The sequence below is a fragment of the Aliikangiella coralliicola genome (assembly GCF_007004725.1).
Lineage (GTDB): Bacteria > Pseudomonadota > Gammaproteobacteria > Enterobacterales > Kangiellaceae > Aliikangiella > Aliikangiella coralliicola.
Genome location: NZ_ML660163.1, coordinates 422,142 through 442,581, shown reverse-complemented (window position 1 = coordinate 442,581; position 20,440 = coordinate 422,142). Strand labels below are relative to the sequence as shown.

The following is a 20,440-nucleotide window of genomic DNA, read 5'->3' as shown; positions in this document are numbered from 1 at the left end:
GCTAACCGCTGGTAATTTAACCAATTAATATAGGAACAGGTGAAAAATTCTGAATGAATTGATAATATTACTTGTTATTGCTGTGAGCTTTCGTTAGAATTCCGTCCACATTGATGCGGGGTGGAGCAGTCTGGTAGCTCGTCGGGCTCATAACCCGAAGGTCGTTGGTTCGAATCCGGCCCCCGCTACCAAATTCTTGTAGTCGAAGAAGCCCCTATATGGGGCTTTTTCGTAGGTCAAACAAAAGTTGTTCGACTACAATAGTATTTTGTTTTAAATCGTTTGTTTATCCGCAGGAATTAAATAACTGTTGGTTTGATAACAATCGGCTCAAAGGTAACTGGTTTGTTAAAACTGGTTCCAACACAGTACCATAAGGTGCCATCTCTTATACTCAGGTATGATAAGTTGGTTTCCAGAAGTATTTAAGAATGGGCCTTATGTGCCCATTTTTTATTTATGCCATTTAATAATGATTAGGTCATAAGTGCCAGTAGATAAGAGTGGACAATAAGTGAGCTGATTGCAACAATTAAGGCAGCTTCAGATGCCACACTGCTGTATTGATGGCAATAGAGTAACACGAGTGAAATTATGGCAAAAGTAGATCAGTTAACAGAAATGTTACGCCCGTCAGCAGAAGCGCTTGGTTATGAGTTTTTGGGTATTGAATATATTTCCCAGGGTAAACATTCTGTTCTTAGAATTTATATTGATCACGAAAATGGAATAAATGTTGATGATTGTGCTAGCGTAAGTCATCAAGCGAGCGGTATTTTGGAAGTGGAAGATCCGATTTCCAGTCAATATACTTTAGAAGTATCGTCGCCGGGATTAGAGAGACCTTTATTTACGCTTGCGCATTTTAGTCAGTTTGTCGGTCGTGTTGTTAACTTACGTTGTCATGTCGGAGTTGACGGTAGAAGAAAATTTAAGGGTAAGTTGCTTGAGGTTGATAAAGAGCAGCTAACTGTAAGTGTAGATAATCAAAATTATATTTTAGATTTTAGTGATGTTGACAAGGCCAACCTGGTTGCAGAGTTTGACTAACAGGCAGGGTTAAGGTTTTTATATTGAGGCTTGTAAAGTTATGAGTAATAAAGAAATTTTATTAGTTGTAGACGCCGTATCGAACGAAAAAGATGTCGATAAGGAAATTATATTTCAGGCGTTAGAAGCTGCAATCGCAACGGCAACCAAAAAGAAGCAAGGTATTGATATTGAAGTTCGTGTGGCGATTGACAGAACAACTGGTGATTATGATACTTTTCGCCGTTGGCTGATTGTTGATCCTGAAGAGCAAATTTTGGAAAATCCATTAGCCGAAATTACACTCGAAGCTGCACAATATGATTCTCCTGAAGCCGAAGTCGGCGGATATGTTGAAGAACAGATTGAGTCGATTGCGTTTGGACGAATTGCTGCACAAACCGCCAAACAGGTTATTGTGCAAAAAGTTCGAGAAGCCGAGCGAGCAAAAGTGCTTGAAGCGTTTGAATCTAGAGTTGGTGAGTTGGTTACGGGGGTTGTCAAAAAGACTAACCGTGATTCTATTATTCTTGACCTGGGAAATAACGCCGAAGCAATAATCCCCAAAGAAGAAATGATGCCCCGAGAAGCCGTCAGAGCCGGTGATAGAGTTCGCGGATTGCTTTATGCGATTAAACCTGAAGTGAGAGGGCCTCAGCTGTTCGTTAGCCGTGCAAATGCGGCTATGCTTATCGAATTGTTCCGCATCGAAGTGCCTGAAATCGCTGAAGAAGTGATTGAGCTAAAAGGGGCTGCTAGAGATCCTGGTTCGCGGGCTAAAATCGCTGTAAAAACAAATGATAAGCGCATCGACCCGGTCGGGGCTTGTGTTGGTATGCGTGGTTCTAGAGTTCAGGCAGTATCTGGTGAGCTGGCAGGCGAGAGAATTGATATTGTCCTATTTGATGATAATTCAGCTCAGTTTGTTATTAACGCCATGGCTCCGGCAGAGGTCGCTTCTATCATCGTTGATGAAGACAAAAATACCATGGATATAGCCGTCGCCGAAGATCAGTTGGCACAGGCGATAGGCCGGAATGGTCAAAACGTTCGTTTAGCCAGTCAGTTAACCGGCTGGACTTTAAACGTAATGACGTTAGAAGAAGCTGACACAAAGAGCAAAGAAGAAAATCAAGAACTGATTGAGCTATTTATTAAAGAGCTTGATGTTGATGAAGAATTAGCGGAAGTACTTGCTCAAGAAGGTTTTACCACCGTTGAAGAAGTGGCTTATGTGCCACAGTCTGAAATGCTCGATATTGAAGGTTTTGATGAAGAACTCATTGAGGCCCTAAAAGCCAGAGCCAAAGACACGTTGCTAACTAAAGCGATAGCGTCTGAGGAAAAGCTTGAGGATTCTGAGCCTGCGGAAGATTTGTTAAATATGGATGGTATGGATCGTCACCTTGCATTTGTATTGGCGAGCAAAGGAATTATTACGATGGAAGATTTAGCAGAGCAAGCTGTTGATGAATTAATTGATATTCCGGAAATAGATGAAGAACGAGCTGCGCAATTAATTATGACAGCTCGAGCGCCATGGTTTGCTGAGTAGCATCCTAGTTCTTAGGGGGGATTTATGTCTGAAGTGACAGTAGAAAAACTCGCAAAAATCGTCGGAACACCGATAGATAAGTTGCTAGAGCAAATGAAAGATGCCGGCGTTGACTTGTCTGGGCCGAACGATGCGGTATCAGATGAACAGAAGAAAACACTATTGGCGCACCTGAAGAAGAGTCATGGCGAATCTGCCAGTGCTGCTTTGGGGCCCAAGAAAATTACCCTTAAGAGAACGACAAAAAGTTCGCTTAAAATGGCTGGAACAGGCGGAAAGTCTAAGACGGTTAATGTTGAAGTTCGTAAGAAGCGAACTTACGTTAAGCGTGCTGATGTTGAAGAATCGAGTCCTTCAGAAGAACTGGTTGTTCCTGAGGTAGTAGAAGAAACACCAGTTGAGCCAGAGCTACAAGAAGAAAATCTCAAAGCTCAGCAAGCTGCCGCGGAGGAAGCTAAAGCTAAAGCGCAAGCAGAAGCAATGGCCCGAGCCGAAGCAGAAGCGAGAGCGCAGGCTGAAGTTGAAGCGCGAGCTCAAGCAGAGGTTGAGACCCAAAAGCAGGCGGAAGAAAAAGCAAAAAATGAAGAATTTGAGCTTGTTGTAGAGCCTGAAGAAGATAAGAAAACCAAAAGACCAATACGTAAAGGTGCGGTGCCTCCCGCCGCTCCTCCAGCCGATACATTGGCAGATAAATCGCGTAAGAAAAAACGTAAGAAGAAAAAGAAATCCCGTGATGATTCAGACACTCCAGCAGATATGTTGTCTGAATTCAAACGTCCGGTTCACCGTAAATTTAAAGACGATAAAAAATTATCCGAAGAAAGAAGGCCAATGGTAGCACCAAAATCAATGAAACATGAGTTTCAAAAACCGACCAAAGGTGTTGCTAAACAACCTGTGTCTATTCCAGAGTCGATTACCGTCGGCGATTTGGCGCAAAAAATGTCTGTAAAAGCTACCGAGGTTATTAAGGCCATGATGGGGCTTGGTAGTATGGCGACCATTAACCAGACCATTGACCAGGAAACTGCGCAGCTAGTTGCGGAAGAGATGGGTTACGAGGTCGTACTGTTGGCAGAAAATGCGGCAGAACTGGCTTTATTAGAGTCAAGTGTCAACGAAGGTGAAGAAACGAGCCGAGCTCCCGTTGTTACCATTATGGGACATGTAGACCACGGAAAAACCTCATTGCTCGACCACATTCGTGAAAGTAAAGTTGCTGATGGCGAAGCGGGTGGAATTACCCAGCATATTGGTGCGTACAATGTATCTACTGGAAAAGGCTCGGTTACCTTCCTTGATACACCGGGTCACGCGGCATTTACTGCAATGCGTGCTCGTGGTGCTAACGCCACAGATATCGTCATTCTTGTGGTTGCGGCTGACGATGGTGTAATGCCTCAAACCATTGAAGCGGTTCAGCATTCAAAAGCTGCAGGCGTTCAAATGATAGTCGCTGTGAATAAAATCGATAAAGAAGAAGCCGATCCAGACAGAGTTAAGAATGAATTGTCTCAGCATGACGTGATTCCAGAGGACTGGGGCGGAGATATCCCGTTTGTTCATGTGTCAGCAAAAACTGGTGAAGGAGTTGAGGATTTACTCGAAACGATTTCCCTGGTCGCGGAATTACAAGAATTGAAAGCGATCAATGCAGGTCCGGCGAAAGGGATTGTTATTGAATCTCGATTAGACAAGGGGCGCGGTGTTGTTGCATCTGTGTTGGTTCAATCTGGCGAATTAAAGCCGGGTGACATATTGTTAGCTGGATTCCATTACGGTCGTGTAAGAGCTTTAAATGATGAAAATGGAAAACCGACTGACAGTGCCGGGCCGTCGATTCCGGTGGAAGTGCTTGGATTGTCTGGTGTTCCTGAAGCTGGTGATGAAATTTCTGTTGTTCCTGATGAGCGTAAGGCAAGGGAAGTCGCTAACTTCCGCCAAGGTAAATATAAAGATTTACAAATGGCCAAGCAGCAAAAGTCTAAGCTAGAAAACATGTTTTCTAACATGGGATCAGACGAAAAGCTGGCGCTTAATGTTATTGTTAAAGCTGATGTACAAGGTTCATCAGAAGCGTTGCAAAGTTCATTATTAGAATTAGCGACTGAGGAAATTCAGGTTAATGTAATTTCTTCTGGCGTTGGTGCGATTACTGAAACTGACATTACGCTGGCGTCGGCTTCAAATGCGATTGTCGTTGGTTTTAATGTTCGAGCCGATGCGACTGCAAGAAAAGCTGTCGAACGCGAGGGTGTTGATTTACGCTATTACAGTGTTATTTATGATGTAATTGATGAGGTAAAAGCAGCGATGTCAGGCATGCTTTCACCGGAGAAGAAGCAAGAAATTATCGGTCTGGCAGAAGTTCGTGATGTGTTCAAATCGCCTAAGCTCGGTGCGATTGCCGGTTGTATGGTTATTGAAGGCATCGTGAAGCGTAACAATCCAATTCGCGTATTACGCGATAATGTTGTTATCTACGAAGGTGAGCTAGAGTCTTTACGTCGATTTAAAGATGATGCCAATGAAGTTCGTAACGGTATGGAATGTGGTATCGGCGTTAAGAATTACAATGATGTGAAGGTCGGCGACCAGATCGAAGTATTTGAAATTGTAGAAGTTGCGCGTACTTTATAGTTTTTGTTCGGGCGAACTAATAGCAGTTCAGGCAAGTGTTTTTCAGGTAAATTAGCATCACTGTCAGGTAGCTGTAATTAAAAGCAACATAAAAAGACAGGCATTTGCCTGTCTTTTACTTAAACCCGGATTGTCAGTCATTAAACTGATAATTTTAGTTAGAGATAGAAAATTAGTGCTTAGCATAAATGCAGCACTCATTAGTTAAATAATCAGGTAGTCATGGCTAGAGAATTTAATCGGACCGATCGAGTTTCCGAACAGTTACAACGGGAACTGGCTCAAATCATTCAAATGGAAATTAAAGATCCTCGTGTGGGAATGGTCACTGTTTCCGCCGTTGAAGTTTCGCGAGACCTTTGCTACTCAACTGTTTTTGTCACCTTCCTTGGAATTGATGAGGATAAAAAATCCATCAAAGTAGCGCTGGATGTGCTAAATAATGCTGCAGGTTTTATTCGTGGACTAATCGGCAAGAGAATGAAGCTCAGGGTTGTTCCGCAAATAAAATTTGAGTTCGATAAATCTATCGCGCGCGGCAGTGAGCTTTCTGCACTGATTAAAAAAGCTCGCGACAAAGATTCTGATGCTGATGCCGCGGAAGGCGAAAGCGAATAGTTCTGAAGATTTAGTTTCAAAAATACATAATTCAAGAGAGCACCGATGGGCAGACGTCGCGCCAAAGGCCGTAAAGTTAACGGCATACTGCTACTTAATAAACCTCAAGGAATCAGTTCAAACAAAGCTTTGCAGCAAGTCAAACAACTTTTTTTTGCTGCTAAGGCAGGACATACCGGTGCACTCGACCCTCTCGCTACCGGGATGCTTCCAATCTGTTTTGGAGAAGCAACAAAGTTTTCCCAGTTTTTACTCGAATCTGATAAGGGTTATCGCGTAGTCGCAAAGTTAGGTGTACGCACAGATAGCTGTGATTCGACGGGCGAAACAATCGAAACAAAACCAGCCAATGTTTCTGAAAAGAAACTACTCAAAGCGCTTGACCAATTTCGTGGTGACATTTTGCAAGTCCCTTCAATGTTTTCCGCGTTAAAGCACAAAGGTCAACCTTTATATAAGTTAGCTCGCCAGGGAATTGAAATTGAACGGGAGGCTCGTGAGATTTCAGTCTTTCATCTTGAACTACTTCGATTTGAAGAAGATGAAGTTGAATTAGAAATAGAATGTAGTAAAGGAACTTACATTCGTAACATTGTTGATGACCTTGGTCAGGTTTTGGAGTGTGGGGCCCACGTGACCGAACTGCATCGTTCTTTTGTTGCAGATTATCCGGTTGAGGATATGGTGACTATGGAGCAGCTTGAAGCAGATAGAGATGAAGGTGTGAGTCTGGATCAATATCTCTTGCCCATGGATAGTTCTGTAATGCATTTAGATGAAGCAGTACTAGATGCAGATAGCGAACATTATTTTTTGCAAGGGCAGGCGGTAGTGTATCCAGATCTGGAGCAAGGCGACTATATTCGAGTTTATAATGAAGATGATGAGTTTATCGGTATTGCTGAGGTGGACAAAGAGTTAATGCTGGCTCCTAAGCGGCTTGTTGTTAGATAACTGAGTGTAAATTTCATAGAATCAGGTATTTTTCGGATAACGTGTTCATGTCATCGTAAATCCCCACAAACTCATTCGATTAGAAAAAAATTGGTAGCTAAGTTATGAAAGCGGTTTTTCTCGATTATGCCACTATTGATAAAAGTATTGATTTTAGTTGCGTACATAACGCTGTTGATGAACTGGTTTTTTTCTCTCATACAACAAACTCAGAAATAGTCGACAAAGCAAAATCTGCGGATATAGTCTTAACCAACAAAGTCGAACTCGATGCAGCTTGTTTAGCGCAACTTCCCAATCTAAAACTTATTTGTGTAACAGCGACAGGAACCAATAATGTCGATCTGATTGCAGCAAAAAAACATAACATTGCTGTAACCAATGTGTCAGGTTATTCAACTCAATCCGTCGCACAACACATATTTGCTTACCTGCTAAATGTGGTAAACAATGTTGAATTCTACCTCGGCAATAATCGACGAAGACCCTGGCACCAAAGTCAGACTTTTTGCCAGATTGATGCGCCGATCAATGAACTCTCAGGCAAAACACTCGGTATCCTGGGATTTGGAAATTTAGGGGCGGCGGTTGCAAAATTAGCAGAAGCTTTCGCTATGAAAATCGTCATTTCGGAAAGGCCGGGCGCTACTAATGTTCGTGCAGGCAGAATCGCATTTGAAGAAATGTTGGCAACTGCCGACGTAGTATCTGTGCACTGCCCGTTAACAGAAGATACCAAAAGTCTTTTTAATCAAAAAACATTCGATCAAATGAAAAGAGGTAGTATTTTTATCAATACCGCCCGTGGGCCGATCGTTGATTCTGATGCTCTCGTATCCTCATTAAAGTCTAAGCATATTGCCCACGCAATTATTGACGTTTTAGATAACGAACCTCCCGAGATTGATCATCCTCTGCTGAAAAATGATATTCCCAATTTAACGCTTACCCATCATATCGCCTGGGGTAGCATGCAGGCGCAACAGCGATTAATCGATGGTGTTGCCGATAATATTCAGAGTTTTTTAGGGGGAGAGAAATTAAATCGAGTAGAAGGTTAAGTGCTACACTTTTTTGTATCATTCGGTACGATTCCTCTCAACTCAACACGCACCATCCAATGAAGTTCGCAAGCTCATGGTGACTGTCAGACTAGAAGCACCTTTTAGTTGCCAGTCCGTTTGGGTTTTATCTGAATTCGCTAAGTTAGTGATGAGCATCTCCACCTGGCAATTCCACTTCGACAATTTGCATCATCCCCTGATCTTCATGATCAAGAATATGACAATGGATCACAAACTGGCCGGTATATCGTTGATAACGACTGCGAATTTTTACTGGATTGTTTTGCCTGACAAGTAAGGTATCTCGCCAGATAATTTCATCTTTATCCTCTGGATTTTTTCGGGTGTATTGAAAAGGATTAACATGAATGTGGTAAGGATGATTAGCTAGTACAGAATTAAGCGTCCATTCTGATGCTGTACCTAATTCTAATTTTCTGATGTTGACTGGATTAAACGGGCGGTTATTGATCATAAAGCGCGTTTTGCAAGTTTTGTCTTCAGTGTCACATGGAGTACAAGATTTTGTTGGATCTTCCGGGCAGGTCATTTTTCTGATATCGAAAGTGACAAATTGCGCTTTACCGGTTAGCTCTTTATCTTTTACATCTTCATGAGGGCGAGTGATTGCCAGGCGTGGACATTGACCCCGTTGATTAAATTTTTCACAGGGCAAAGGCATATTTTTTGAGCCCGCAACAACGATAATTTTTGCGAGTACTTGACGTACTTCATCTGTCGCTCTTAACGCATTCTCGGCCGAGGTTGGCTTATCATAAAGCCAGTAGGTTTGTTGTTTAAAGCCACTTTCTAGTTGCGGCGCCTTAACCAGAATATCGCTCCGATAACCGGGTTGCATTTCAATACTTTCCCAGCGGTTAATGTAGCCGAGTGACAAACCGTCAACTGCAATTTCATAAAGCGGCCAGGCTTTATCATTGTTACCGGATATTGCTAAATCAATAGTTTCTCTAACGCCGCCATGAATAAATCGCCAGCGTTGTACTTCACCTTCTTCAATTGTCATGGTCGGAACGAATTGGCCGTTGATTGTTGTATGACGATTAGATTTACTCCAATTACATCCTTCACTCGTTTTTGTTCCAGGACCAAAGCAATCGTAGTTTTCTATTTCTCCCTGTTCGTCATAGCTGATTTGTTGCAACATTAATGTTTTTTGTTTTGTTGCTTTGATTTCTGGAACTGAGTCCAGACTTTTGTCACTCTCGCTATCTTCAATAATTAATGCGCCACCCATTCCACTTGAAACCTGTAGCGCAGTGGAGCCATGTACATGAGCGTGATACCAAAAAGTGCCGGTAGGGTGATTGTCTGGAATCGAAATTTCGATATCGAAGTTGACACCGGGATTTATTGCGATTAACACATTGTCACTATTGCCGGAAGGGGAAACGTGGAGTCCATGGCTGTGAAAGTTAGTCACGTTAAAGTTATGTGGAATATTAATATCGTCAGGTGGAGGAATATCGTTTTTCTTTAATTTATTTTTCAGATTGATTAGTAGCGTATCACCTGGATTTAATCGCAATGTGGGTCCAACAAGTTCTCCATTATAATTTCGTAAAGTCGTATCACAACCGGCAATATTTCTTTCAGTCAATGCGACTTCCAAAGTAGTGCTCAACTTGCCGTTTTTCGAGCGGATAATCGTCGCTTCTTCAAATGGCTTATAGCCATATTTATCGAGGTTAACCGGTTTATACTCGCAGCCTTTTTTAACTGTTCTAGTCTTATTTTCTTCAGCAGTTTTGCTACAAGCGACTACAGCGTAGGTGAGCAAACCAAAAATAAAACATTGCTTAAGAATGTTCATTCTATTTCCCTCTAGGAAAAAATTAAGGCACCTTTGAATAATAAAAAAGACTCCTGCTAGTTAGTGGAGTCTTTGCTTTGTTCAAGGTTTTAGTTTCTTGTTACGCCTTATTTCAAAGGCATGTACGCGTTTGGGTGCTGCAATTTTTTTGTGTTGCTGCCATTGCATCCACTGGGTCAGTGAAATTGACATTTGCAAAGAATAATCTAATGAAATCCAATCTTTTCGCGCTGAGTGGGCATAACTTGGCACGCCGGCTCCCATCACATTAGTGGGCTGTCCATCTGTGTTGTCGGTGACCATGTTAAACGGTTTTCCTGCGGGGACATTTGCAAAATAAATGGAGTCCATTGCAGCAAAGCTGATTTTATCATTAACCGTTGCAGGTCGACCGCTTCTATCGTGTCCTTTGTTTGGATCGTTGGCATCAGGTGTGACACACTGGAATGTTAGTGGTGATAAAAATTGAGATAATAACGGCGGAGTGACAATATTTTCATCGGGAACAGATGCGCTGCCGTGGCAGGACATGCAAGAACTATTAGCATCGTCTGCCGGTCCATCCAGGCGATTGTTACAGCCCAAATGTCCCATCCACTTTGTTGGATCGCTACCACCGTATCGATTCAGTTCGTCGACGGTATCCCAAACAATGACTTCTTCAGCAAAGCCATTTTTGCGTGGATCTTCAGGATAATTGTAAGCCAGCTGGCCTTTCGGTGGCGTGTCATTACCCCACATTACGCCTAACAAACTAATTCGTTGCCAGGGATCTTTAATGTGAGCTTTACGCTGTCCATCGGCAACAAAAGTGCCGTAAACCCATTGAGTGCCAGGTGCGCGATTGTCTTTTACCGCAAAGTCAAACTGCAGCAGTCGAACGTCGCCCCACTTCGTTGTACTACGGGGGCATTGCTGGCTTTCTTCAACCAAAGTGCATTCGCTTGAGCCTGGTGAAGGCGTACAACTACAAAAAGCAGGATCGGAAATATTGGCATTCCAGGTCGGCATATTTGCCAGCACCGGAAGTTTTTCGGGGCTGGAAGTATTAAACAGAGGTTTACCTATCACAGCCCCATCTTTAAACGCCATATCTGAAACCGGCACTCTTGCGGTTCCATCGGTTTGCCAGACTTCACCCAGGGTATAAGCGGCAGTAGCATTGTAAACGCCAACAGCCCACATAGTCGATTTATCGAGTGTCTCGCTCCCTTTGATAGAGTAAGTGACCGGGGCCTCACGAGTTAATCCATGGGTAAATTCTCGACCGCTCATTGCATCGTAAGTTTGAAAAGGAATGTGAAACCAGGGGCGAATCGGATTTTCACAAATGTCCCAGTCGGTTTGCCCTGGTCGGTTGGTATTACCCGCCATGATGTAACTTAGCACTAGCCACGAATACTCTTTACCTAATGCATCTTTTGTTACTTTATCGATATTTGGATCAAACAAGAGATCAAATTTTGAAGTTCGCCAAGGCTGGTTGGCTTTATCGTCAACAGGCTGACGAGGGTACTTATCCGATAGTTTAAAAATAGGGCCTTTCCAATCTTTTGGCGGAGCATCGGAAATTAGTTGTCCCTGCCACATTTGCGGGAAGGCTGGATCTTGCCAGTAACTTGGGTAAGTGCCGGTGCAGGTATTAACCATTTTACTTTTTGTCGGGCTTTGGGTTTTACTTTCAGGTTGACTTTGCTTTTCGCAGCCACTCAGTAGGATACAGATGCCGATAAACAGTCCGGCTTTGAGGCGTGGTAATTTGTTCATAATATCCTTCCATTTATATTATCTGTCGAAGAAAATATAGCAGCTATTCAACACTCTGCCAGTAAACTTATTTTATATCTCAATTTCATATATAAAAATAAATGTTGGGCTTACAGTATTTTGTATTTTCTATCGTGAAAAAATCAGCTCGAATCTCACTGAGTTGCGAACTAATTTTTAGTTTTTTAAACCAACAAATAAACCAAAATAGAAGACCTGGCAGTCGAGTTAAAAACTTCAACTACCAGGCCCGGCAATGTGACTAGTCAGTTTTAAATAAACCGTTCTAGCACTTTTACTGCCAGGTTGCTCTTAGCTTAACGCTTTCATAATCAGAGTAAGCCTTAACGCCGATATGCCATGTTGTCGTTTCGGGTTGATTAAATTCGCAAGACTCAACATTTCCATTTATCCATGGACGACAATCATAACTACCTTCAGTCGGTTGTTGATTTTTACGGACGTAAAGATCAGCGTCTCCGCTACCGCCGTTTATTTTTACTGTCAGGTTGGCAGTACCGGCAGGAATATCAACGGAATAATATCGCCACTCGCCTTTTTCACCTGAAAGATTACTTTTTTCCAGTGAGCCGCCGAGTGTGCCCGCAGATGAATGAGCGAACAACTGATTAACTAATGTTGTCATGGGTTGTGAATAATATGACGCGCGTTTCGCCTGCGAGCGCCACTCAACAGGAATAGGCTGAGTGACATCCCATTTTGAGTCATTGACATCATAGTAGGATTGAGCCACGGCGTTTTTCGCTGGAGTCCAGAGAAAATCAGGGTGAGCTTGGTTGTACCATTCACCACCGATTATCTTTCCATTTTCATTCAGCTCGAGATCATAATGGTAGCTCACACGACTGATTCCATCATAGTTAGCTGTGTCAGAAGTTCTGTGAGTTGGCGATGTTTCCACCATATACTGAACATCCATTTTGACGCCAATAATATGAGTCGCTTCATGGCTTCGAAATTCAGAAAATTTATCTTTTTGATAATCGCTGATTGGTAGTAATTGATTTTTCGGATCGCTAATTATCTGATTGGTTTCAGGGTTAAAGTAAGTGATTTTGTAGCTCAGGATCGGCTGATTCCAAACTTGATAATCGTAGGTCGCATCCATAATTAAACTACGGTGGTTTTTTCCTAATTGGTTCAGCACCGATATATGCCAGCTTCCCGGATTGTTATCAAAACAGTTCTGATCCAGAATTCGACCATTTTCGTTTTCTTCAGGATTTTTTATGTTACAACGACCTCCGATGAATTTTGTATTGAAACGGGTTTCTGCCCATAACGAAGTACCAAGTGCTTTGATATCCGATGGGTAAAAAACAATGTCCTGATTATCTGGATCTTTTAGCGTGAGCGTTTTTGTTGGTCGGTCTAGCATATAAGCAGCGGGAGCCCATCCGTGACACAATCCCATCCAGCGTTCAACGTGGCCACTGTTGTTATAATATCGTTCGCCCTGCTGCCAATTTTTTTTGGAGAAAGTGAAATCAGCATCACCAACAAGTAAATCATATTTTTCCGCGGGAGATAATCGATAACGTTCGTGCAATTCGTAAGATGTGACCGGTTTTGTTATATGTGAAAAGTTGGAGTAATCTTTCCACGTTCTTGGATTGCTTCGATGAAGATCTTGATCGCCATATCGATAAGCCAATGCACCTGAATATAAAGGCCAATAAGTATCTGACCAGGGTTGAGTGTCAAGATGATATTTCGATGGAATATTCTCAGTAATTTCAAATAAATTGGTAATCACATTATTGCCGCTATCGACTAGCCGAGCAGGGTTATCTGACGAGGTAACAATGGCCGAGCGAGCAGTCACCTGATTACTAATTACACCATTTCGCTCAGCCGCTTTAATTGATACGTAGTCTCGGGAAGAAATTTCTTTCTCATTAAATATTACATTGGGATTATCATGTTCAGGTAATATTTTCATTGCTGTTGCAGGATCTTCATGAAATCGATTCATAAAGTCGGCTATTGATGATTGTTCGGTAGCTAAAGATTGACCACTAACAATTGCAATAGCAAGTAAGCTTAATTTTTTCATCTTCGTTCCTTTAGGTCGAGATAAGTTGAATTGAAAAAAAATTAAATTCTAATTTTACTGAAACCTAAAAAATTAAGTTTCAAAAAATAATTGAATGATAAGTCTGGTTAAATTTAAAACAAAAAATAATTACCGGTAATTAAGCGCTGCTTATTGGTTTCTCTAAAAAATAAAACGAGCTGGTTAATAAGCGTCGCGTATTTTATCGATGGTTTTTTTAAATACAATTATTTGTGAGTGTTTTTTTGATTTATTTTAATAAGAATAACTAAATGAAATAAAAATATTTAGGTGATGCTCTTTTTATATTTTTAATGAGATGATTTATGTTGTAAGTGAAATATGGTGCTGCATTAAATTGTTTTTTTATTGGTTGAGCTTGTGGTTGTAAAATAGACGGAGTCGATTGAATTTACTTTTTTTACAAAGAGTTTTGTTTTTTGAAAAATAAGTGAAATGCTTGTTGTTCTCGTTTGCACGCTTCGGTAAATTTTTAAAAACGAGAAAATGAAGTGGGTAGTTCAAAGTTTGATCGCATGTTGTACTAGCTTTTATTAAGCGGCTAAAAATTATGTTTAAAGATAAAATTATGTTTAAAGATAAAATTGTTTGGTACCTACTAGTGCTGATTTTACCGGGTGCACATTTGCTGAATGCCGACCAGCTTAAATCGCAATCGAACTTCAGGTCGTGATTGGTTAGCGAGTTTGACTAAGCGAATATTTTTTATTGAGATAACTTTAGAGAAGGTTTTTAAGCTTGCGTGATTTTTAATTTAATCTGTAAAAATAAACTGATTAAATTGAATTGAAAAATACTTAAAGTTGTCTAGTTGATTAGCTGACAAGCTTGCAAGACAGTTAACAAAATTAATTAACATAGTTCAATTAATTCTGTCAAAAATATTTTGAGATATTATCTCATAAAAATTCATTTTTTGTGATAATAGCGATTGCAACTAAACCGGGCTACATCTACAGTTATTCGCAGGCTGAGTTTGGGTCTATTCACTCGTTAAAAACTCACCGCAAAAAAACTTCCACTAAAAAAATGAAATATAGGACCAATTCGAAGTTTATTTGCCTACCAATTGAAAAGAATAGCAGTTGTATTCAGTTGATAAAAATCTATCGCTGTCTTGGAGGTCAGGCGCGTAGCTCTTGCTTTGTGTCGTTTTTTTATATTAACGCGAACAGAAATCAGATATTGATACTGCGCGTAAATTTAAAATCGTTAAGTTAAGACGTTACTTCCTCCTGTCGTGTCGCGTTAATAAATATAAAAACACAGTAACAAGTCGATAGGATCAAAATCATGAAACTTAAATCCATAGTAATGGCTTTGCTTTCGTTCAGCGCCGTTTGGTGTTCGCTGAGCTGGAGTCATAGCCCGATGTACAAAGATAATTTTGAATATGACAACAGCTACGAAGGTCTTTCTGCTGCACAAATAAGAATGCTGACAGGCATTCTCTCCAATCAATGTGTTAACGGTTCGGCTAATGGCTATCCATGTCACAATGTCGATTTACAGGCATTTTTACCCAAGGCTCAAATGGGCGGCGGAACACAAAATCTGAACGATATCTGGGGATGGACTGATCCATCAACGGGTAAGGAAATCGCCATTGTCGGCAGAACTCACGGAACTGCGTTCGTTGATGTCTCCGATCCAGTTAACCCGGTTCACATTGGATTTTTAGCCTCTCACAATAATGGCTCGTCTAGCTGGCGTGACATAAAAGTCAATAATGACCATGCCTTTATCGTTGCCGACGGTAGTGGTAATTCCACTCATGGATTGCAGGTTTTTGACTTAAGAACTTTGCGCAACATGCCACCTAACTCAACTTTAACCGAAACTGCCCATTTTAATGGATTTGGTAATGCTCATAACATCGCCATTAATGAAGATAGTGGTTTCGCCTATATTGTGGGCAGCAATCAATGTAGCGGTGGTCTTTATATGGTAGATGTATCATCGCCGACAGCACCTTCTTTTGCCGGATGTTTCTCTGCCGATGGATACACTCATGATACCCAATGTGTTAATTACGCAGGTCCCGACGTCACTTATCAGGGACGCGAAATTTGCATTGGCTACAACGAAGATACCATAACGATCGTTGATGTGACCGACAAAAGCAATCCCGTTCAAATTTCTCGAAACGGTTACAGCGGATCACGTTATACCCATCAGGGATGGTTTCTCAATGATTCACATACAACGCTAATAATGAATGATGAGCTGGATGAGCAAGGCTTAAGTATTAATACAACCTCTTACATCTGGAATGTCACCGATCTTGATAATCCATCGGAAATTGGCCGCTTTGTTGGTCCGACTAAAGCAGTTGACCACAATCTTTACACTCTGAATAACTACGTGATCGAATCTAATTATCGCGCTGGCTTGCGGATAATGAAAACTGACGATATTGCGAATGGAAATATGAGCGAAGTGGCCTATTTTGACACGATTCCAGGTTCAAATTCAGCGCAATTCTCAGGCACTTGGAGTAACTACCCTTATTTTGCCAGCGGCAATATTGTCACGAGTGATATCGGGGGCGGCCTATTTATAGTGAAACCTGATTGGGATGCCATTGGTGGAGGGAATCCGCCACCACCGCCGCCTGCAGAATATTGTGCAGCCAGTGGAAATAACGCGTCAGAAGAGTGGATTAGCAATGTAACGGTCGGAAGCTTTAGCAATCCGTCAGCGAGTTCCAAGTATAGCGATTTCACCAGCCAGATAATTCCGCTTCAGCTCGGTGACAATTCAGTTCAGTTTACTCCTTCATTTAGCGGTCAAAGCTACAACGAGTATTGGAAAGCCTGGATAGACTTTAACGGTAATAGCACATTTGATGCGGGCGAAGAAGTTTTCGACTCTGGCAGCGCTTCCAGCTCTGCAGTTAGCGGAACAATTACTGTTCCTGCGTCGGCTACCGGTAGCACCAGGATGCGAATAGTGATGCGCTACAATACCGCGCCCTCTGCATGTGGAACATTTAACTATGGTGAAGTGGAAGATTACACCGTGACCTTTGACGGTGATCCGCCTCCACCGCCACCGCCGAGTGACACCTTCGAAAATAACACAAGTTACAACATTCCAGACAATAACAGCACTGGAATATCCAGCCCGATCGATTCAACTCGTACCGGTAATTCGGGTAACGTCAGTGTTAAAGTGAACATCACTCACACTTACAAAGGCGATTTGGTTGTCGATGTTATTCATCCAGACGGCACAGTTTACAACGTGCATAACCGCACAGGTGGGTCAGCTAATAATATCAATGAAACCTATGTGGTTAACGTGGGTAACAAAGCCGCAAATGGTCAATGGAGTTTACGAGTGAGAGATCTGGCTCGGATTGATACCGGAACCATTGATAGTTGGAGTATTACATTTAATTAACTGGTTGTAAGAATGAAAAGCCGACTTTGTTAGCGAGTCGGCTTTTCGCCGCCCTGAAAATCGTCGCGAATGTCGCTCAGATAAAAAATAATAATTACTTCTGGTCAGGTTTATTTTCAAACTCAAGCTGACTTATTTGTAGGCGACCACAGCTTATTTATTAAAACAGTAAGTTAAATTCCACAAAACTAAGGGCGACTCTTTTAATTTTGGAAAGCATGAGAGCAGGGATGTTAATCTCCGCTTTTTTTCAAGGGTTTCATCATATGCATTTGATAATAAAAAAAAGTTTTCTATTGATATCTATATTTTATCTTTCTTTTGCCGCACTCGCTGAAGTTAAATCAGACCAAACTCCTGAACGATTAATAGAGCGAGCGGTAACGCAGCTGTCCGACGCGAAAGAGAAAGAATTGCAGTCGCGAGAGCTCATTGTTGACGCAAATAAAATTCGTAAGCAGTTAAAAGAAATTCGCTCTGCAACTCAGAAAAAGACAAATTTTGTTGAAGTGAACAAATCAGAAAGTGAAATATCAACGCTGGTAAAGAAACTTGAAGGTAACCAACAACAAGGGGCAGTTTTACGCGCGCAGAGTAAACAGTTAAAACAAAGCGCATCAAAAAATTTCGAGGAAGGATTTTCCCTGCTATGGCGTGACTGGGTTTCTAACCGAGCACCGCTTACTATGGATGACGGCGTGGTTAGTTATTTCGCCCATAATGCAAAAATTCGTAGTGTTCATAAAAATATGTTGAATAAAATGGGGACACCTTCAGACGAGGTTGGAACCAAACGTGAAGACATGTCACTTAAGATCCCGGCACTTATTCAACAAAACGCGCCGCCTGATCTCAATATTAATTCGTTTAAGTTCTCTCGCAAGGAAAAATATTTTGCGCATATTGAAGTTCATTCTAATGATAAGGGAGAGTCTGAATATCAGTCTAAAAATGTATCAGCGGTCCCGCTCAATAAAATACATCAGTGGCGACTGGTGGTTAGTGATTTGTCAGGAAAGCCGGCGACCAATGTTCCATTTGAAATCGAAGGCCATATGCCCGGTCATGTTCATGGCTTGCCGACTGACCCAAGAGTGACAAAAGAAATTTCTCCGGGCGTATACCTGGTCGAGGGGGTAAAGTTTCAAATGAAAGGTTGGTGGGTGATTAAGTTTATTTTCCCAAAGACAGAAGATGATGTCGCTCAACCTGATTTTTTTACTTTTAACCTGGTATTGTGATGATGCTTGCTCTGAAGATAATACCGTTCGTTTTGGTTAAGTTGAAAAAAACTGTTCCAAATTCTCTGAGTTATGTTTTAACGATTACTTTTTCAATTCTTTTATTGAGTGCTTGTTCCGGTGAAAGTGATGTCGAAAACCAGGCAACGAAGCAGCAAAGTAGTAAAGGCGAACTCAAGTCTACGTCTTTTGACAAGTCTCTTTATCTTTTTACTGAATCTGATATTCGTTTTTTGCAACGGTTTTCACTTTCACAATTAGGACCTCCGCCTGATTCTATTAGCAATAAATTTGCGAACGATGAACAAGCAGCTATGTTAGGCAAAAAGCTTTTTTTCGATGTTGGACTAAGTCGAGATAAAAAAACGTCTTGTGCAACTTGCCACGCCCCTGAACTTTATTTTACCGACGGACTTAAGCTTTCTAAAGCTGCAGGGGTGACCGCTAGAAGTGCACCGACTGTTTTAGGGGCTGCCTATAGTCCGTGGCAGTTTTGGGACGGGCGAAAAGATAGCTTATGGTCCCAGGCATTAGGTCCTATTGAGGATGCTAATGAAATGAACACAACTCGGGTCGAGTATGTGCGTCTGCTGTTGACCAAATACGCCGCCGAGTATCAAGCTGTTTTCAAGGAAAAGTTATCGGATGAAGTCGTCAGAGAAAAACTCTCTCTGTTGCCAGCTTCCGCATCGCCTTTAGGAACAGAGGAGGAAAAAATACTTTGGCACCAAATAAGTGAACCCGTTCAGGTTTGGGTCAACCAAACATTCAGCAACGCGGGTAAAGCGATGATGGCCTATCAAAGGCGATTAGAATTGCCGCGTTCTCGCTTTGATCAATTTGTCGATATTTTAAGTCAAGCAGAACTAAGTCAAGCCAAACTAAATCAAGCCGAACTAAATCAAGCAGAACTAAGTCAAGCCGACCAATCTGGCTCACTGACTGCATTAACGGAAGTCCTTACGCCGGAGGAAGTCACAGGACTGCGGCTGTTTGTCGGAAAAGCTAATTGTGCTAGTTGTCATAATGGTCCCTTATTGACTAACTTTGAGTTCCATAATATCGGCGCGCCGGACAGGCCGGGATTAGATGTCGAGCTTGGCCGATACAGTGGGGTTAAGGCGTTGGTAGAAGATGAGTTTACTTGTCTCTCTCGTTGGAGTGATGCTCCGCCAGATGCCTGTGAAGAAATGCGCTTTCTGAAAAAAAGTGGACCTGAACTCGTTGGTGCATTGAAGACACCTACATTAAGAAATATTGCGATGACGGCTCCTTACATGCAGACTGGACAGTTTGATAATTTGCGGCAGGTTTTAATCCATTACAATCAACCAACTCCACCGGTTTATAACCGCGAGCAGCACCCGAGCCGTCCGCATTTTGATATTCTACCTTTAAAATTAACCGAACAGGAAATGCAAGCTCTTGAGAGTTTTCTCAAGACACTGACTTCGCCGCTCCCGAAAAAGGATCACTGGTGGGGGTTGGAACCGTTCAATTCGGAAAGTTAACAGAAAGAAAAAAATTAAGTTGACAGTTTTTGGATAGTTATATTTTTGCGGTGATAATTTCAAGTTTTCCACTCCTCCATCAACGATGAAAAGAGGAGTGGATATTTACGTCTTACAGCACTTATTACTTTTACATTACCAATTTTTTTAGCACCTACTCTTATTGGGGAAGTGCTTCCCTGGGATCAGATAATGTTCTGCCTTGACAGGCTTTTTTATTTTGCTGTTACTACGATTACTTTAGTCTCGCCTGATTTATCCAAGTCTTCTACCTTTAAATTAGCAATGTCTCTTCGAATAGAAACAGTTTTTCTTAAATAACGAGTAATAAAGTTAGCTGTTTTTTCTGCGCCGTATTTTCTCGCAAACAAAGCAACATTTTTATCATTACAATTTAACTTGTTAGCAATTAACGTGTGTTGACGATTGCTGTTAGGGGACGCGCCAGTAAATTTTTTCACTTCTTGTCGATAAGACAAAAGATCATTTTGTACGGCGGCTACACAAATTCTTGTTTCGGCGGTGTCATTTCCAGCTACAAAAACGTAGTTAGTCGCGCTGGCTGACAAAGACATTACTGCGGCAACAGAAGCCAAAGCTAATTTCACAAGTTTCATCATCTTCTCCTCAGGGTTAATATATTGCATATCATTTTGGTAAACTGCCTCAAATTCAAATAAAGCCAATTTATAATTAAGACGTAAGCTAAGAATAAAAAGTTTGC

At 41.6% G+C, this 20,440-nt stretch carries 13 protein-coding genes and 1 tRNA gene; 10 read left to right on the top strand and 4 right to left on the bottom strand.

Translation table 11 applies throughout. The features are described 5' to 3' along the window. Positions 1-114: 114 nt before the first annotated feature. The 7 genes from FLL46_RS10585 (at position 115) to FLL46_RS10555 (ending at position 7,857) form a co-directional block, all read left to right on the top strand. Positions 115-191: transfer RNA gene (locus tag FLL46_RS10585), tRNA-Met, on the top strand. 403 nt (positions 192-594) lie between these two features. Next, on the top strand, positions 595-1,050 hold the full coding sequence (gene rimP / locus FLL46_RS10580; RefSeq protein WP_142893483.1) for a ribosome maturation factor RimP: 456 nt from the start codon (positions 595-597) through the stop codon (positions 1,048-1,050). Between the two features lie 40 nt (positions 1,051-1,090). Beyond that, positions 1,091-2,584 carry a transcription termination factor NusA gene (gene nusA / locus FLL46_RS10575; RefSeq protein WP_142893482.1) on the top strand — a complete coding sequence of 498 codons (1,494 nt, stop codon included), beginning with the start codon at positions 1,091-1,093 and terminating at the stop codon, positions 2,582-2,584. 24 nt (positions 2,585-2,608) lie between these two features. Next, positions 2,609-5,224 (top strand): translation initiation factor IF-2, encoded by a 2,616-nt coding sequence (infB, locus tag FLL46_RS10570; protein WP_142893481.1) that lies wholly within the window; start codon positions 2,609-2,611, stop codon positions 5,222-5,224. Between the two features lie 222 nt (positions 5,225-5,446). Beyond that, the gene (gene rbfA / locus FLL46_RS10565) at positions 5,447-5,842 is read left to right on the top strand and encodes a 30S ribosome-binding factor RbfA (RefSeq protein ID WP_142893480.1); all 396 of its coding nucleotides are present in this window, start codon (positions 5,447-5,449) and stop codon (positions 5,840-5,842) included. 45 nt (positions 5,843-5,887) lie between these two features. After that, positions 5,888-6,796, top strand: a complete 909-nt coding sequence (truB, locus tag FLL46_RS10560; protein ID WP_142893479.1) for a tRNA pseudouridine(55) synthase TruB — start codon at positions 5,888-5,890, stop codon at positions 6,794-6,796. A gap of 104 nt (positions 6,797-6,900) precedes the next feature. Beyond that, positions 6,901-7,857, top strand: a complete 957-nt coding sequence (locus FLL46_RS10555; protein WP_142893478.1) for a D-2-hydroxyacid dehydrogenase — start codon at positions 6,901-6,903, stop codon at positions 7,855-7,857. 145 nt (positions 7,858-8,002) lie between these two features. Here FLL46_RS10555 and FLL46_RS10550 read toward each other — a convergent pair whose 3' ends face one another. From FLL46_RS10550 to FLL46_RS10540, 3 genes are all read right to left on the bottom strand, one after another. Continuing rightward, the gene (locus FLL46_RS10550) at positions 8,003-9,694 is read right to left on the bottom strand and encodes a multicopper oxidase family protein (protein ID WP_142893477.1); all 1,692 of its coding nucleotides are present in this window, start codon (positions 9,692-9,694) and stop codon (positions 8,003-8,005) included. An 81-nt stretch (positions 9,695-9,775) separates the two neighbouring features. Next, positions 9,776-11,461, bottom strand: coding sequence for a hypothetical protein (locus FLL46_RS10545; RefSeq protein WP_142893476.1), 1,686 nt, complete (start codon positions 11,459-11,461; stop codon positions 9,776-9,778). 295 nt (positions 11,462-11,756) lie between these two features. After that, the gene (locus FLL46_RS10540) at positions 11,757-13,538 is read right to left on the bottom strand and encodes a pre-peptidase C-terminal domain-containing protein (protein WP_168204128.1); all 1,782 of its coding nucleotides are present in this window, start codon (positions 13,536-13,538) and stop codon (positions 11,757-11,759) included. Positions 13,539-14,852: 1,314 nt separating this feature from the next. On the opposite strand from FLL46_RS10540, the gene FLL46_RS10535 reads away from it, so the two are divergent. The 3 genes from FLL46_RS10535 to FLL46_RS10525 all read left to right on the top strand — a co-directional run bounded on the left by FLL46_RS10535 (position 14,853) and on the right by FLL46_RS10525 (position 19,716). Next, positions 14,853-16,964, top strand: coding sequence for a choice-of-anchor B family protein (locus FLL46_RS10535; protein WP_142893475.1), 2,112 nt, complete (start codon positions 14,853-14,855; stop codon positions 16,962-16,964). A gap of 266 nt (positions 16,965-17,230) precedes the next feature. Then, positions 17,231-18,205, top strand: a complete 975-nt coding sequence (locus FLL46_RS10530) for a FixH family protein (protein WP_168204127.1) — start codon at positions 17,231-17,233, stop codon at positions 18,203-18,205. After that, positions 18,205-19,716 (top strand): cytochrome-c peroxidase, encoded by a 1,512-nt coding sequence (locus FLL46_RS10525; protein ID WP_142893473.1) that lies wholly within the window; start codon positions 18,205-18,207, stop codon positions 19,714-19,716. Before FLL46_RS10530 ends, FLL46_RS10525 begins: the two co-directional genes overlap by 1 nt. Before the next feature lie 215 nt (positions 19,717-19,931). On the opposite strand, the gene FLL46_RS10520 is transcribed toward FLL46_RS10525, so the two are convergent. Beyond that, the gene (locus tag FLL46_RS10520) at positions 19,932-20,402 is read right to left on the bottom strand and encodes a DUF3718 domain-containing protein (RefSeq protein WP_168204126.1); all 471 of its coding nucleotides are present in this window, start codon (positions 20,400-20,402) and stop codon (positions 19,932-19,934) included. Positions 20,403-20,440 lie beyond the last annotated feature (38 nt).

Bases quoted from the DNA above. Each gene is read 5' to 3' on its own strand.
- FLL46_RS10535 (WP_142893475.1), top strand. From the start codon at position 14,853: ATGAAACTTAAATCCATAGTAATGGCTTTGCTTTCGTTCAGCGCCGTT.
- FLL46_RS10555 (WP_142893478.1), top strand. From the start codon at position 6,901: ATGAAAGCGGTTTTTCTCGATTATGCCACTATTGATAAAAGTATTGAT.
- FLL46_RS10550 (WP_142893477.1), bottom strand. From the start codon at position 9,694: ATGAACATTCTTAAGCAATGTTTTATTTTTGGTTTGCTCACCTACGCT.
- truB (WP_142893479.1), top strand. From the start codon at position 5,888: ATGGGCAGACGTCGCGCCAAAGGCCGTAAAGTTAACGGCATACTGCTA.
- nusA (WP_142893482.1), top strand. From the start codon at position 1,091: ATGAGTAATAAAGAAATTTTATTAGTTGTAGACGCCGTATCGAACGAA.
- FLL46_RS10545 (WP_142893476.1), bottom strand. From the start codon at position 11,461: ATGAACAAATTACCACGCCTCAAAGCCGGACTGTTTATCGGCATCTGT.
- infB (WP_142893481.1), top strand. From the start codon at position 2,609: ATGTCTGAAGTGACAGTAGAAAAACTCGCAAAAATCGTCGGAACACCG.
- FLL46_RS10525 (WP_142893473.1), top strand. From the start codon at position 18,205: ATGATGCTTGCTCTGAAGATAATACCGTTCGTTTTGGTTAAGTTGAAA.
- rimP (WP_142893483.1), top strand. From the start codon at position 595: ATGGCAAAAGTAGATCAGTTAACAGAAATGTTACGCCCGTCAGCAGAA.
- FLL46_RS10530 (WP_168204127.1), top strand. From the start codon at position 17,231: ATGCATTTGATAATAAAAAAAAGTTTTCTATTGATATCTATATTTTAT.
- FLL46_RS10540 (WP_168204128.1), bottom strand. From the start codon at position 13,538: ATGAAAAAATTAAGCTTACTTGCTATTGCAATTGTTAGTGGTCAATCT.
- rbfA (WP_142893480.1), top strand. From the start codon at position 5,447: ATGGCTAGAGAATTTAATCGGACCGATCGAGTTTCCGAACAGTTACAA.